At 58.6% G+C, this 13,367-nt stretch carries 12 protein-coding genes and 4 pseudogenes; 6 read left to right on the forward strand and 10 right to left on the reverse strand.

The features are described 5' to 3' along the window. Positions 1-141: 141 nt before the first annotated feature. The 3 genes from SIAM614_RS30075 to SIAM614_RS30085 all read right to left on the reverse strand — a co-directional run bounded on the left by SIAM614_RS30075 (position 142) and on the right by SIAM614_RS30085 (position 3,655). On the reverse strand, positions 142-1,323 hold the full coding sequence (locus tag SIAM614_RS30075; RefSeq protein WP_006938755.1) for an IS91 family transposase: 1,182 nt from the start codon (positions 1,321-1,323) through the stop codon (positions 142-144). Between the two features lie 9 nt (positions 1,324-1,332). Continuing rightward, complete coding sequence (locus SIAM614_RS30080; RefSeq protein ID WP_006938653.1) at positions 1,333-2,196, reverse strand: tyrosine-type recombinase/integrase; 864 nt, start codon at positions 2,194-2,196, stop codon at positions 1,333-1,335. A 301-nt stretch (positions 2,197-2,497) separates the two neighbouring features. After that, positions 2,498-3,655 (reverse strand): RHE_PE00001 family protein, encoded by a 1,158-nt coding sequence (locus SIAM614_RS30085; protein WP_208984131.1) that lies wholly within the window; start codon positions 3,653-3,655, stop codon positions 2,498-2,500. Between the two features lie 245 nt (positions 3,656-3,900). Between SIAM614_RS30085 and SIAM614_RS30090 the strand changes: the two genes are divergently transcribed. Then, on the forward strand, positions 3,901-5,082 hold the full coding sequence (locus SIAM614_RS30090; protein ID WP_006940528.1) for a tyrosine-type recombinase/integrase: 1,182 nt from the start codon (positions 3,901-3,903) through the stop codon (positions 5,080-5,082). Positions 5,083-5,100: 18 nt separating this feature from the next. Here SIAM614_RS30090 and SIAM614_RS30095 read toward each other — a convergent pair whose 3' ends face one another. The 3 genes from SIAM614_RS30095 to SIAM614_RS32665 all read right to left on the reverse strand — a co-directional run bounded on the left by SIAM614_RS30095 (position 5,101) and on the right by SIAM614_RS32665 (position 6,650). Further along, positions 5,101-5,472 carry a HepT-like ribonuclease domain-containing protein gene (locus tag SIAM614_RS30095; RefSeq protein WP_040441554.1) on the reverse strand — a complete coding sequence of 124 codons (372 nt, stop codon included), beginning with the start codon at positions 5,470-5,472 and terminating at the stop codon, positions 5,101-5,103. Beyond that, entirely contained in the window at positions 5,472-5,927 is a 456-nt protein-coding gene (locus SIAM614_RS30100; RefSeq protein WP_006940530.1) for a nucleotidyltransferase domain-containing protein, read from the reverse strand. Before SIAM614_RS30100 ends, SIAM614_RS30095 begins: the two co-directional genes overlap by 1 nt. Positions 5,928-6,206: 279 nt before the next feature. Further along, a complete protein-coding gene (locus tag SIAM614_RS32665; protein ID WP_006940531.1) occupies positions 6,207-6,650 on the reverse strand; it encodes a type II toxin-antitoxin system RelE/ParE family toxin in 444 nt (147 codons plus the stop codon). On the opposite strand from SIAM614_RS32665, the pseudogene SIAM614_RS30110 reads away from it, so the two are divergent. Together SIAM614_RS30110 and SIAM614_RS32365 are read left to right on the forward strand one after the other, a co-directional pair. Next, positions 6,558-7,268: pseudogene (locus tag SIAM614_RS30110) on the forward strand (IS3 family transposase); the annotation flags it as partial. The gene SIAM614_RS32665 and the pseudogene SIAM614_RS30110 sit on opposite strands and share 93 nt — an antisense overlap. 4 nt (positions 7,269-7,272) lie before the next feature. After that, the gene (locus SIAM614_RS32365) at positions 7,273-7,485 is read left to right on the forward strand and encodes a hypothetical protein (protein ID WP_006940534.1); all 213 of its coding nucleotides are present in this window, start codon (positions 7,273-7,275) and stop codon (positions 7,483-7,485) included. A gap of 62 nt (positions 7,486-7,547) precedes the next feature. Here the strand turns inward: SIAM614_RS32365 and SIAM614_RS33710 are convergent, their stop codons facing one another. Together SIAM614_RS33710 and SIAM614_RS31670 are read right to left on the reverse strand one after the other, a co-directional pair. Then, positions 7,548-8,147, reverse strand: a complete 600-nt coding sequence (locus tag SIAM614_RS33710) for a hypothetical protein (RefSeq protein WP_229598037.1) — start codon at positions 8,145-8,147, stop codon at positions 7,548-7,550. Positions 8,148-8,573: 426 nt separating this feature from the next. After that, entirely contained in the window at positions 8,574-9,500 is a 927-nt protein-coding gene (locus SIAM614_RS31670; protein ID WP_081455401.1) for a pentapeptide repeat-containing protein, read from the reverse strand. Positions 9,501-9,657: 157 nt separating this feature from the next. Here SIAM614_RS31670 and SIAM614_RS31675 point away from each other — a divergent pair. The 3 genes and pseudogenes from SIAM614_RS31675 (at position 9,658) to SIAM614_RS31040 (ending at position 11,671) form a co-directional block, all read left to right on the forward strand. Continuing rightward, positions 9,658-10,784, forward strand: a protein-coding gene (locus tag SIAM614_RS31675) for an IS3 family transposase (RefSeq protein ID WP_085956414.1) whose coding sequence is annotated in 2 segments (ribosomal slippage) — positions 9,658-9,922 and positions 9,922-10,784 — 1,128 coding nt in all. Because the reading frame shifts where the segments join, the coding sequence is not laid out codon by codon here. Positions 10,785-11,058: 274 nt separating this feature from the next. Continuing rightward, a pseudogene (locus SIAM614_RS33655) lies at positions 11,059-11,250 on the forward strand (transposase); the annotation flags it as partial. A gap of 7 nt (positions 11,251-11,257) precedes the next feature. After that, positions 11,258-11,671: a transposase gene (locus tag SIAM614_RS31040; protein WP_157140182.1), complete on the forward strand. Its 414-nt coding sequence runs from the start codon at positions 11,258-11,260 to the stop codon at positions 11,669-11,671. Between the two features lie 115 nt (positions 11,672-11,786). Here the strand turns inward: SIAM614_RS31040 and SIAM614_RS31685 are convergent. Together SIAM614_RS31685 and SIAM614_RS31690 are read right to left on the reverse strand one after the other, a co-directional pair. Next, positions 11,787-12,563: pseudogene (locus tag SIAM614_RS31685) on the reverse strand (IS5 family transposase). Between the two features lie 466 nt (positions 12,564-13,029). Next, positions 13,030-13,367 (reverse strand): annotated as a pseudogene (locus tag SIAM614_RS31690) (transposase); the annotation flags it as partial.

A 13,367-nucleotide genomic window follows, 5' to 3' on the forward strand; every position in this document is an offset into this window, starting at 1 on the left:
CGAAGATCCGATCCTGTTTGGCAGCGGCGGCCTCGCTGAAGGGCAGCAGAGGGCACGACTGGGTCGTTTGCCCGCAGGCAAGCGGGCCGGTTCTCGTGGAGGCCAGCCGCCTATAGGGGGCTCGTGATCTGCCATACGCACTCATGAGCTGTCGTTCCAGGCTGAGCGCGGGGGTGGCGCTTGCCCATGATGCCACACGGCGAGTGTGATCATCGGGCTGCCGCAACAGGGGCACGGGTGCGTGAGAGACGGCAGGTCCGTCACCGGCTCGGCACGGAAGGCAGTCTCCGGCGCCCGGACGGCGAGCAGCTGTCTGCACGACGCGAGCCGTGCGACGCGCCGGCCGTTGGCGAGGAACCCGTAGTGGCGGATGCGATGGAAGCCGTCCGGCAGGGTGTGCAAGAGGAAGCGCCGGATGAACTCGTCGGCCTTGAGCGTCATCAGCTTTGTCTTGCGGCCATGGCGGTAGTCGCGCCAACGGAACGTCACCTTGCCGTCGGCCAGGCTGACCAGGCGGGAATTGGCGATGGCGACGCGATGCGTGTAGCGGCCCAGATAAGCCAGCACCTGTTCTGGCCCGCCGAAGGGCGGCTTGGCATAGACGACCCAGTCGCGGCGACGCGCCGCGGCCAGGAGACGGGCAAAGGCAGCCGGGCCGGCCAAGTCGGCGATGCTGCCGAAGAATTGCAGCCCTCCGGCCTCGAAGGCGACGCGCAGCGCCTCCAGAAACAGCCGGCGGAACAGGCGCGACAACACCCGGACGGCCAGAAAGAAACCGGGGCGGCAAGAGATCCAGCGGCTGCCATCGGGTGACGGGCCGCCGCCCGGCACGATGCAATGGAGGTGCGGATGATAGGTCAGGGTCTGGCCCCAGCTATGGAGCACCGCGATGAGGCCGATCTCGGCGCCGAGATGTCTGGGATCGGCGGCGATCGTGCGCAGCGTCTCGGCGGCTGTCCTGAACAGGATGGTGTAGACGACCGCCTTGTTTTGGAAGGCAACCGCCGCGATCTCGGCGGGCAGCGTGAACACCACGTGGAAATAGGGCACCGGCAGGAGTTCGCTCGCACGCGCGGCCAGCCAGTCCCGCGCCACGGCAGTCTGGCACTTCGGGCAGTGCCGGTTGCGGCAGGAATTGTAGGCCACACGCACCGCTCCGCAGGCCCGGCACTCCTCGATATGGCCGCCGAGCGCGGCGGTGCGGCACAGCTCGATCGCGCTCATCACGCGCCGCTCAACGCGGCCCAGATGACCGTGATGGGCTTGCCGATAGGCTTCGCCATGACGGCGGAAGATATCCGCCACCTCCAGTCTCGCCGACATGGGACCGCGTCAGTTCGGCGGCACCACCTCGATGTTGAGCCGGTCAAGTGGGCTTTGCGTGCGCCGGATGAGCCTGCTGGAAACCTTGGTGTAGCGCGCCGTGCTCGACAGGTTGTTGTGACCAAGCAGAACCTGGATGATGCGGATGTCTGTGCCGTTCTCCAGCAAATGTGTTGCGAAGGAGTGCCTGAGCGTGTGCACCGTCACGCGCTTGTCGATGCCGGCGGCGGCCCGCGCCGAGCGGCAGGCGGCATGAAGAACCGTAATGCTGATCGGGCCGGATCCGTTGCGGCGGGGAAACAGCCAATCGGGAGGCCGCGCCAGCCGCCAGTAGGTCCGCAGGATATGCAGGAGCTGCGCGGACAGCATCACGTAGCGGTCCTTGCCGCCCTTGCCGTGGCGGATCCGGATGACACCGCGCTGGCTGTCGATGTCGGCCACCTTGAGCCCGACAACCTCGGAAACACGCAGACCCGCCGCATAGGCCGCGGTTAGTGCCGTGCGCGTCTTCAGGCTCGGTACGGCCTCGAGAAAGCGCACGACCTCGTCGGCAGAAAGCACTTCCGGCAGCTTGCGCGGCGCGCGCGCATAGGCAATGCGCTCCGGGATCTCGGCCTGGCCGAGCGTCACGCCGTAGAAGAACCGCAGCGCACAGACCGTCTGGTTCAGCGCCGGCCAGGAAATGCCGGTTGCCACCAGATGCACCTGAAAGGCACGGACATCCTCAAGACCGAGCCGATCCGGCGAACGGCCGAAATAGCGGCTGAACTTCGACACCGCATGCAGGTAAGATCGCTGCGTCGCCGGCGAGAGATTGCGGACCGTCATGTCCTCGATCATGCGGCGGCGCAAAGGGCTGATGGCTTTGCTCATCGGGGTGCTCCTGACTGAGTGGATAGGGCTTCAACAACCGCAATCCTCGCAGACAGGGCACCTTCTCCCAACTGCCACACCAAATGCCGCGTTAGCGGCTTCGTTCAATCCCAAAAATTACATTTCTGCCAAAGTAGTGCTAAGCATCTCGTGTCTGGTTGAAATATTTGAATTTGTAATGTGAAGGGTTGCCAAAGGTGACTTCGAATGTTGTTTTTGCAACCTGACAATATGGCGGAGTTTTTTATCCTCAGGAGTCCCAGCCACACTCCAGTATGGTCAACAACCTTTCAGTCACCTTTCACAGAATACCCCAGGCCCTGTATCGGTCGCGGCCGGTGAGTTCGCGCGGCAATGCCGGGCCGAGCTGACGGATCATGCGGTCGACGGCGGCAGCGGTGACGCCGAGGTCCTGACGGGCCATGGGTATGGTCACCAGCGGCCGGGACAGGAACATCTGCGCAAACTCCGGCAATCTGGAATGGCTTCGGCGCCCCCGGCAATGGCGTTCCAGCTGCTCCTGGGCGATGGACAACCGGTCCAGCTGATCCATGGTTTCCTGGGCGGCCCTTTCAAAACCGGACAGGAAGCCGGCGATGCGTGTCTGGAACGGGTCCTTGCGGCGCCAGCGGAAGGGTGATTTCCGCAGGCCTGAAGACAGGTTCGGCAGATGACACGTCGTCACCCGGGTTTTCAGGTAGATGGCCGACAACAGACGGCCGAGTTCCGGCCAGCTGTCCAGCGGCTGAAGCATGTGCCAGGCATCCAGTACTATGGCCGCCGTCAGAACAGGGGGCAGATTCAGCGCGGCTGCCTCGTTCAGGATACTCAGCCAGTCGTCGAGCCGGTCCGCCCTGTCAGATGCTTCTGGGTCGTGTCGCTGACGAGTGACTGCAGTTCGGGGCATCGAAGCCCCGAGAGGCGGCAGCGTCCCTTCAGCCAAGTGTCTGGATCGTTCCAGAACAACGTCGATTTCGGCAAGAAGGGTTACTTCGGTTTCGGCAATGTCCTGACGGCTCAAGTTCGATTGGGAAAGGCTCCTCCCCTCCCCCGCTGTTCTGTCCGTCATCCACCCAGGTTCGGCTTCATCCGGCTGCCGTCCAATCAGTGCCAGAAGACCGTTGCGGCTTAGAAGTGCTTCAGGGGCCAGCCGGTCACTCCTGCGGCGCAGCGCCAGTAGACTGGCGGCCCGGGTCAGTTCATGGGTCGGGGCGCGCTTGTCTGTCCCGGCATCATGCAGGACCAGATCTTCCAGGTGCACGAGGTCACCGTCGAGAGCCATGGAGGCGCAAGTGTCGAACAGGTGAGAGCGGCTGCGCACGCCGTCCTCCAGGTGCGGCGTGCGAACCAGCCGTTCGTCCGCCCGCGTCAGCGCGCGACTGGCGCGGTCAAGCGGGTCGGCCAATGTCGCCCAGTCCAGTGAACGCAGTGACTTGCGAAGGTTGTAAGTCGTTGACATCGGATGATAATAATTCATTAACGATAACAAACAAGCAAAAAAAGATCATTACATGTATGTCCGTCAGAATGCGTTTCTGACTATTGATAATTAATGCTTATCGATAGTTAGACATTTCAAGGGTATCATGGTAAAAATCGGGGCCATACCCGACCCGCAAAGCCTGTCAGCCCATGCCCGAAAGCCCCCTTCCCGCCCCTTTTTTCAGTTCACGGCCCGCACACGACGAGGCGTCCGATCAGGCTGTGAGCCAGAAAGTGGAAAACCTGGACGCACTGGCCGCCATCCTGCCCGCCCTTGCAGGTCCGGACCGGGCGGAGCAGCTTGCCCGGCTGCTGACCGATGAGGATATCGACACCCTGCGCCACCTTGCCAGGGAAGGCATGGGCGAAAATTCCCTGAGGGCGCTGACCTCCGATTTTTCCTATCTGGAAGGCTGGTGTCTGGTGGCAACCGGAAGCCCCCTGCCCTGGCCGGCACCTGTTCCCCTGATCCTGAAATTCATCGCCCATCACCTGTGGGATCCGGACAAGAAAATGTCTGATCCCGATCACGGGATGCCTGAAGACATTGCGAGGCAGCTTGAGGCGCAAGGATTGCTCCGCAGCGCAAAAAATACGGCGGGCCTTCGGCCCCCGCATGCGCCGGCGACAGTGCAGCGGCGGTTGGCATCCTGGTCGACCTTGCACCGCTGGCGTGGTCTGACGGGACCGTTTTCGGCGGCTGAGGTGCGCTCCGCCATGCGTCTGGCCGTTCGTGTTGCGGATCGGCCAAGGACCAGAAAAAGCCGCAAGGCCATCACGGCCGATTGTCTGGAGGTGTTGCTTCGGACCTGTGAGGGCGACGACATGTGCGGACCGAGCCTGACAGATATCCGGGACCGGGCGGTGTTGCTCGTCGGGTTTGCCTCCGGTGGCCGTCGGCGTTCTGAATTGTCCGGGTTGCGGGTCGGCCAGATTACCTGGGAAGAATTTTTGCCTTTGGATCCGAGCGATCCGGACAGCGAACTCCTGCCTGCCGCCAGCTTACGACTGGGGCGTACCAAGACGGAAGAGTCTTCGGACGACAATACGGTGCTTCTCATCGGCCGGACGGTCGACGCACTGAAGAAATGGCTGGACGCATCACAGATTACGGACGGGGCCGTTTTCCGGGCGATCGATCAATGGGGCAACCTGAAAACCCGCGCCCTCACCCCGCAATCCGTCAACGCCATCGTCAAGAAACGCTGTGCGCTTGCAGGGCTCGACCCGCAAGATTTTTCCGCCCATGGCTTGCGTTCCGGCTTTCTGACGGAAGCCGCCAACAGGGACATTCCAATCCAGGATGCCATGCTGCAGTCCCGGCACCGCTCCCTCGCCCAGGCCTCCAGCTACTACAGTGATGCGGGACGGAGCCGCAGACGGTCCGCCAGAATGCTGGGGTGATTTTGTCGGCTTGGAAATCTAGTGAGGTGCTTCGCTGGCGAGGATCTGGATTTCCTCTTCGATGACGTCGAGCAAATGCTGTAGTTCGCCATTCTCGATGGTCTCCCAGACAGTCTCGACATCAATTCGGAAGTACTCGTGCACCACCCTGTCCCGAAACCCGGCAATGGCGCGCCAGGGAACTTCGGGGCGTCGGGACGTGAGGTCTTCCGGCAGTGCCTTGGCAGACTCGCCGATCACGATGAACGAGGCGGAGACCGCCCGAAATGTCTTTCGGTCATCGCGCGGCGTTGCAAGAAACGCCGCGCGATCCATGCCATCGACAAACTCGTAGATTTCCTTGATGGCCTCTCTCATGTCCTGGAGGCGATGCAGTGGACTTCGCGGCATCAGAACACCTGGATCTCATCCCGTGACGCCGTTTCGGTGACATGGTTACGCAGGCTTGTTCGGGGGACCAGGTCAATCTTCGTGTCCGTTTCCAGCGCTTCCCGGATCAGACCCTCTATCCTCCCGATTTCAAAGAGCGACAGTTTTGCACCTGGCCGCAACTCGTAGGCCAGATCTATGTCGCTGTCGGAACGGGCATCTCCCCGTGCGACTGAGCCGAACAGGTAAAGATGTTTTAGTCCCTTTTCAGCCATCGCGGTCTGGTGCTGCCGAAGGCGGCGCACGACGTCGGTCGCGACGGGGGCCTGTCTGTCTTCTTCCGCAACATAGTCGGCCACAAGCTGGGTGAGCAGGTCCTGCACTTTTAGTCCGCGGCGCGCAGCCAGAGATTTGAAGCGGTTTTTCAGCGGCGTGGGTAGGCGGGCAGACAGGAAGGCGGTTTCTGGGTCCGGCATGGTTTGATCACTTGCTGAATTGTGCACAAATGCACAATATAGTAATCGTCACAAGAACGCCAGTAGCATCAGTGACAACATTGTACGGAATGCCGTCAGCAATCCGGATGACGGGCGCGGATCACAATTCCGGTTTCTCGCTGGAACGGATCCGTTTTGGTGCCGCTGTTCAAATGTTACCCCACAAAGAAATCTTTGTGGGGTATGGCGTGGTTTGCAGCAATTGCAGACGATTGTAACGCCCACCGGGCTGGCTTACTCTTTGCGAAAGAATTGCGATCAGTCAGACAGCAGGCGGGTCAGCATTTTCCTGATGTGGTCCTGAGCACCGAAGAAAATGGCGGCAACAAAGGTCTTGTTGTCGGAGGAATTGGCAAGAGACCACACTGCAGCCTGCTCGCGACGCACGAAACGCAGGCCGGGCAGGAAGTCCGGCCGAAGCGTGCCTAAGAAGGGAGTTTCCGCGAGCCGATCGATGGTGGACCGGATGGATTTGACGCGCTCGGCCGTGCGTTCTAAGGCCGTGATCCGGTCTTCCCCGAGATCGGAATAGGTTTCAAACAGGTGATCGAAGATCAGCTCAAAGTCGCGCTCAGCGGCGGTCGAATACTCAAGGTTCTGCTCGACAAGATCAAAGGCAGCTTCAAGGACAGCGACCGCACCTACGGTGCTCGGTGTGTCTGGCATGACCTTCTTGCGGAAGGGCTTTCCTGTGGTCTGCATCGTGTCGAGCGGCTCATGCGCGGCGATGCATTGAGAGCAAGGCCTAGAAGGCGTGGCTTGCCGAAAGACGGTGGTGAGCACTCGCTCATTATGCCGAATGTTCTGGATCGTCAGTTCGCGGCAGACAGACCGAACCAGAAGTAGGCGGCCGATTTTACCTATCTTTGGACGGCTGAGGGCTGGCTTTATGTGGCCGCCGTCATCGATCTGTTCTCTCGCCGTATCGTTGGTTGGTCGATGAACAGCAGCATGACCTCCCAACTCGTGACCGATGCGCTGATCATGGCCATCTGGCGCAGAGGCAAGCCGGATGCGCTGCTGCATCACTCGCATCAGGGAAGCCAATACACCAGCGAACAGTTCAAGCGCCTCATGGCCGACCACGGCATCACCTGCTCGATGAGCCGGTCTGGGAATGTCTGGGACAATGCCGCGATGGAAAGCTTCTTCTCATCCCTGAAAACGGAAAGGACGGCACGCAAGGTCTACAGAACCCGAGACGACGCCCGGGCCGACGTGTTCGACTACATCGAGCACTTCTACAATCCAAAGCGTCGACATTCGACATTGGGTTATCTCAGCCCGATGGAATTTGAAAACAAGGTGGGATTAGCTTAACTCGGTGTCCGAAAAGCCGGCAGCAGGCCATCTGATGCATGCCAGCCTGGCAATCACGCCAGATGGTCTGCCACTCAGCCTTACGGCAGCCAAGTTCTGGTGGCGCGCCAAGTTCAAGGGGACCGCCGCGCTCAAGCGCAAGATCATTCCTGCACGGGTACCGATCGACCAGAAGGAAAGCATGCGTTGGCTCGACTATCTGGGCCGCTCCACCTAGCTGACAGGTGCGGCCGAGCGCTGTGTGCATGTCGTCGGCCGGGAAAGCAACATCTACGAGCTCTATTGCTTGGCCGAAGAACTAGGGAAGAACTTCCACGTCCGCAGTTGCGTCGATCGACTTGCAGAGGATGGCAGCACGACCATTGCCAGGGTGATGGCAAAGCTGCCGTCCAGCGGCACCCGCGAAGTCCGGTTCCGCGATGCGTAGGGCAATGACCTTGCGCCATGTTGTCGGTCCGGCATGCCACGATGACTGTCCGCCCGCCTATCGGAAAGCAGAAGAGTTACCGGCACCAGGATTTGCAGATCATCCATGCTGAAGAGCTCAACCCACCGGAAGGCCGGGCGCCGGTCTACTGGAAACTGATCACAAACCTGCCGGTAGAAAACCACGCGGACGCCGCGCGCAAGTGATACGCCCTGCGCTGGAAGATCGAGACTTTCTTCAAGACCCTGAAGACCGGCTGCCGCATCGAAGAGCTGCGTCTGAACACTGCCGATCGCCTGGCCAGCTGCATTGCGCTTTGCTGCGTCGTCGCCTAGAGGGTAACATGGCTGAAGATGCTCGGCCGCGAGACAGCAGGAGACGAACCTGCTGCGGTCTTCACGGACGCGGAGCGCAACCTGCTCGAACGCGCGACGCCGGACAGCAAGTGCCAAGCACAGCACGATCTCGATTTCTATGTCAGGGCAGTCGCGCGAATCGGAGGCTTGACCGCACTTCCGACGCGCCGCCCGAGACGACCGTCATATGGCGGGGCTTTTCCCGCATCGTAAAGCTACCGCCGGACACTTGTGGGTAACTGCAAGGGCAACCAGGTGGTTACATTGAACACGCTGGGGGGCCTGCTTACCGCCAGTTCATGGAACTCGCAGGAGAACTGTGTCGAGACTGAGCCATCGCTCCGACCTCGACAAAATTTGCGAAACTACCGACCCGAGAGCCGGATCGGTGTCTCGATTCTCAACAAGATGCCTTTGCTCGGACGCCCCACGTTCGAGCGTATCTCATGATGCCAAAATCCGGGTAAGGTACCCTTGCGTGCCGGATAATGATTTCTGCAACACGGTGGGCGGCAATCCCCGTCAGATACCATCCACGAGCCGATTCGTTTCTACTTTATTATTTATTTTCTTTAGCAAATATCCAATTGGTACTCTGGAATAAAGTTCACAAATTCGCAAGTCTTCTCGCCCATTTCGCGATCTTAGCCGAATCTCAGCTTCGCGATCCAGCAATACGCCTTCAAAAGAATCTTCAAAACCACCGCCATATTGAATTCCAAACGTATTTGCACCACATAAGTCCAACCCAATTGCGTTGCAGGATGTAATGTCCGCCGCTACAAAATTTGCATTGATTGCAACTGCGTCTTTGAAAGTTGCCTCCTGGAAATTGGTCTCAGAGGCAATAACATGTCTCATGTCTGCTTTTGTGAAGTCTGCGCCTGTAAAATCACTGTTGTTCATTTCCACAGAAGTTAAATTAGCCTCAATGAAAGTGGCATTGACACCTATCGAATTTTTGAAGCTCGCTCCCGTTAGATTCGCAGCGTCAAAACAAGCCCCCCTCAAGTCGCAGTTATCGAAAATTACTCCTCTTAGATCTAATTGGGAAAAGTCGCATGAACCAAATACAATACCTCTTAAATTCAAATCACGGAGAGACCGACCGCGCTCTTGGAGACGTCTTAATGTCTCCAAGAGCGCTTTAGATTTATTTTCATCGTCTTCTGACTCAGAATAAAAAATCTCGTCACAGCAGTTACTCCACCTGACGTTATTAGCGCATTTATCAAGATTTTGCTTAAATAGATGTCTTTTCCTCTCAGGGCTGCAATCGGTAAGTGTTCTGAAAAAAAAATCTGCAATTTTTCTTATAAAGATCGATACCCAATATTTAATTGGAAGCATTTTTCTTGTCGATTTCCTGGGGGCTATGTCAATCAAGAAATCTCGTTGACCAAATCCTCCCCCCGTCTGAAAATATTTTATTCCAGCTATACGAATCATGCAGGTAATCCATGTTCAATTGCGATATTGAAGAGGATAAATGTACCAAAACGCAGTGATGTAATAATTGTTACAACCAAAAGTAACCCGTTTATGAGGTTGATCCTCCCCCAATGAATTGGTCCGCCGTTATGTTTAGGAAAACGGAGGATCATAGATGGGAAACAAGCGACACAAGCCGGAAGAGATTGTCACGAAGCTGCGGCAGGTTGAGGTTCTTGTCGGCCAGGGAATGGCGCGGATTGATGCGATCCGGGAAGTTCGCATAACCGAGCAGACCTACTACCGCTGGCGCAAGCAGTATGGCGGCATGGGAACCGACCAACTGAAAGAGCTCAAACGGCTTCAAAAGGAAAATGAGCGTCTCCGCAAGGCGGTCTCCGATCTGACACTGGACAAGCTGATCCTTGCCGAGGCCGCACGGGGAAACTTCTGAGCCCCGCCCGTCGGCGTGCCTGCATCGATCATGTGCGCAGCCAAATGAAGCTCTCCGAGCGTCGTGTCTGCCTTGTGTTGGGCCAGCATCGCTCTACCCAGAGGCGGCGACCACGAGGGCGTGCCGATGAAGAGCGCCTGGTCGAGGATATGATCGCGCTTGCCCGACAGTATGGCCGCTATGGCTATCGCCGGATTGCGGCTCTGTTGAGGGATGCTGGCTGGCAGGTGAACGACAAGCGTGTCGAACGGCTATGGCGGCGGGAGGGGCTGAAGGTGCCGGCGAAACAGCCGAAGAAGGGACGGCTCTGGTTGAATGACGGCTCATGCCTCCGTCTCCGGCCCGAGTATCGCAACCACGTCTGGAGCTACGACTTCGTCCATTGTCGCACCGATGACGGCAAGGTGTTCCGAACCTTGAACATCCTCGACGAGTTCAGCCGGGAGTGCCTGGCGATCCGGGTCAAACGAAAGCTGAACTCGACCGATGTCATTGACGCCTTGAGCGACCTGTTCATCCTGCGCGGTGTGCCTACGTTCATACGATCTGACAATGGTCCGGAGTTCGTTGCCCATGCCGTGCGGGACTGGATCAAGGCCGTCGGCGCCAGGACCGCCTACATCGAGCCAGGCTCACCTTGGGAGAACGGTTATTGCGAGAGCTTCAACGCCAGGTTCCGCGATGAACTGCTCGACGGTGAAATCTTCTATGGGCTGCATGAAGCGCAAATCCTGATCGAAAAATGGAGGAAGCACTACAACACCAAGAGACCGCACAGCGCATTGGGTTACCGCCCACCGGCTCCCGAAACCATCATCCCGATGGACCAAAGACCGGCCATGCACTAACAATCAAACTGGACCACTCAAGTGGGGCTGATCATTCGTGCTTACCTGCTCGGCGTTCCTTGCTTCTGAAGTTTTGTGAATGCCGTTCAAACACCACGCATCTCGTCGCCACAAGTTTGCGAAATCCATGCATCGTGTAACGAACTGTCCCGAGTATAATGAAAGCCTGCGACGGCGTAGGGACATCACGGTCTGGGTTGACGAAAGCGTGGCGCATCACTGGGGCGTTACGCACACCGGCAAGCGTGGTCGGTCGGGGTAATACACTGATCTTGCCGTCATGGTTTGCCCGGAGATCCGGACCGTTTTCCATTTGGCCCTGCGGCAAACCCAAGGGTTTCTTCGTTCGGTGTTCCAGCTGATAAAGCTGGAACTGTCCGTTCCTGACTTTTTCACACTCTCGCGCCGAGCCGGCGGGCTTGAGCCTTTGCCGCGGGAACGATCCGAGGCGCCCGGGTTCCCTTGAGCTTGTGGTGGACAGCACCGGCCTGAAGGTCTTTGGGGCCGGAGAATGGCAGGAAACAAAACACGGCAAGGCGTCCAGGCGCCGCTCGTGGCGCAAGCTCCACTTGGGGCTGGATCTGGAGACAGGTCAGATCGAATGCAGTGAACTGACGACAGACGACATCGGCGATCCGTCGGCCGTGCCGGGTCTTTTGGACCAGACTGAAGAACCCGTGCGCCGCTTTCTTGCAGACGGTGCCTATGATGGCACCGCCACCCGGAACGAAATCACGCAGCGCTTTGCCGATGTGGAGATCATCATCCGGCCGCCGAAGACGGCCGTTGCCGGCCCTGAGGCCGAGATCAACCCCACCGCGCGGGATCTGGATGTATCCGGTGCTCTTTTGCCAGGCCATGTGGCCATGGGCCTTGGAAGCCCTTGAGGCGCGGTAAATCTTAACTCTGCAACATCACAGCGATCCACCAAACCAAGGCGCGACCAACAAGTAGGCAAAGTCAACTTGCCAGTTGGCAAGTTTCAGAGCCGGATTAAAAAGTTCATGAGGGAACACAATAGGTTGCCAGTCTGCGTGTCATGACCCTGATGCTGGCGATAGTGACCCATGCGGTGGCGCTTTCGATGGATTTCTCCCAGTCCCTTGCCAGCATGCGGCATCGTCCAAACCAGCCGAACGTGCGTTCCACCACCCATCTGCGGGGTAGGGCGTGGAAGCCCTTGGCAGCATCAGACCGCTTAAGGCTGTTCGTGCATGGTCCATGCGCCGCAGACGATCAATGTGCTGCTGAGCTTATCGCCTTCGTAGCCGCCGTCGGCGAAGACATGGCGTAGCCAGGGGAACCGGTGCCGGATGGTTTTCAGACATCGGGTGCACCATCCCGGTCCATGATGTCGGCGGCATGAACCAGCACGAACAACATCAGGTCAAGCGTGTCGGGGATGATATGGCGCTTGCGTCCCTTGATCTACTTGCCCTCGTCATAGCCGGAAATACCCCCGCTTTCCGTGGTTTTATCCGACTGACTGTCAATAACACCGGCTATTGGAGGGGGCGCGCGTCCTTCCAGTTCTCGCGTGGCGGCGACAAGGATGTGGTTGAAGGTCTGCCAAAGACCGGTATCGCGCCAGCAAGAGAAATAGCCTCGCACCGTGGGGGCCGGGGGAAAGTCTTTCGGAAGTGCCCGTCACTGACAGCCGTTGCCGGCGACATAAAGGATCGCGTTCATCACTTCCCTCATGTTGGTCGTCCGCGGTCGCCCGCCATGCTTGGCCACAGGGATCAATGGTGCTACGACCGCCCATTCCCGTTCCGTCAAATCGCTTGTCTAACGCAGAGCGTCGCGGTTAGGCTGTTTGCGAGTGATATCACTCAACTACCTTTAATTTAGACTCTTAGGCCGCCCCCAGTCCTCAAAACTTGCCAGTTGGCAAGTTCCTGTCCAGGGATTGCCATTTGTGGACAGCTCCGGTTTTGCAAGAGTTTTCTTCCGTGATTGCGATCATGTTGCGAGCGGTCATTTGTCCGGCCTCACATGATGATTCTCCTGTCAATGGTTTTCGCATTTGTGATCCGAGGTGAGCTCTCTTCCTGCAGGACCTGCCTGCTAACCTCACATCCGGCGGGGTGATAGTCCCAACCACGGTCCCTCATTCGGGACTGGAGAGCTTCTAAGGAACGGCACCACTCTGTGAAGACGGCACTAATGTGCCACGCCGGACAACGGCGACGTTCACTCGGTCACCGGGCTGCAATGCCGTCGCAGTGCGGCCCGATCCCGATAATTATACGGCAGGTTTCATCGTCGCTCCTTCGGGTACGACGCCATCGACAGCGAACCGCCACAGAGCGATCAGCAACTTGCGAGCGAGGGCGACAACCATCACCTTGCGAACCCGCCGCCCGGTAGAGCCCGTGCGCTCACGGAACCAGGTAACCCTGGGGGGAGCCGGGTTGGTAACGTTGCCAGAGCCAGGCCAACTCCACCATCACAGTCCGAAGCCTTCGGTTTCCGGCTTTGCCAATCCCTTGTTCACGCTCTACCCCGCCGTTGCTGTAAGGGGTCGCGGTTAGGCCCGCGTATGATCCGAGCCCATTGCCATGGCGAAGCGACGGACGAAGG

The sequence above is a fragment of the Roseibium aggregatum IAM 12614 genome (assembly GCF_000168975.1).
Lineage (GTDB): Bacteria > Pseudomonadota > Alphaproteobacteria > Rhizobiales > Stappiaceae > Roseibium > Roseibium aggregatum.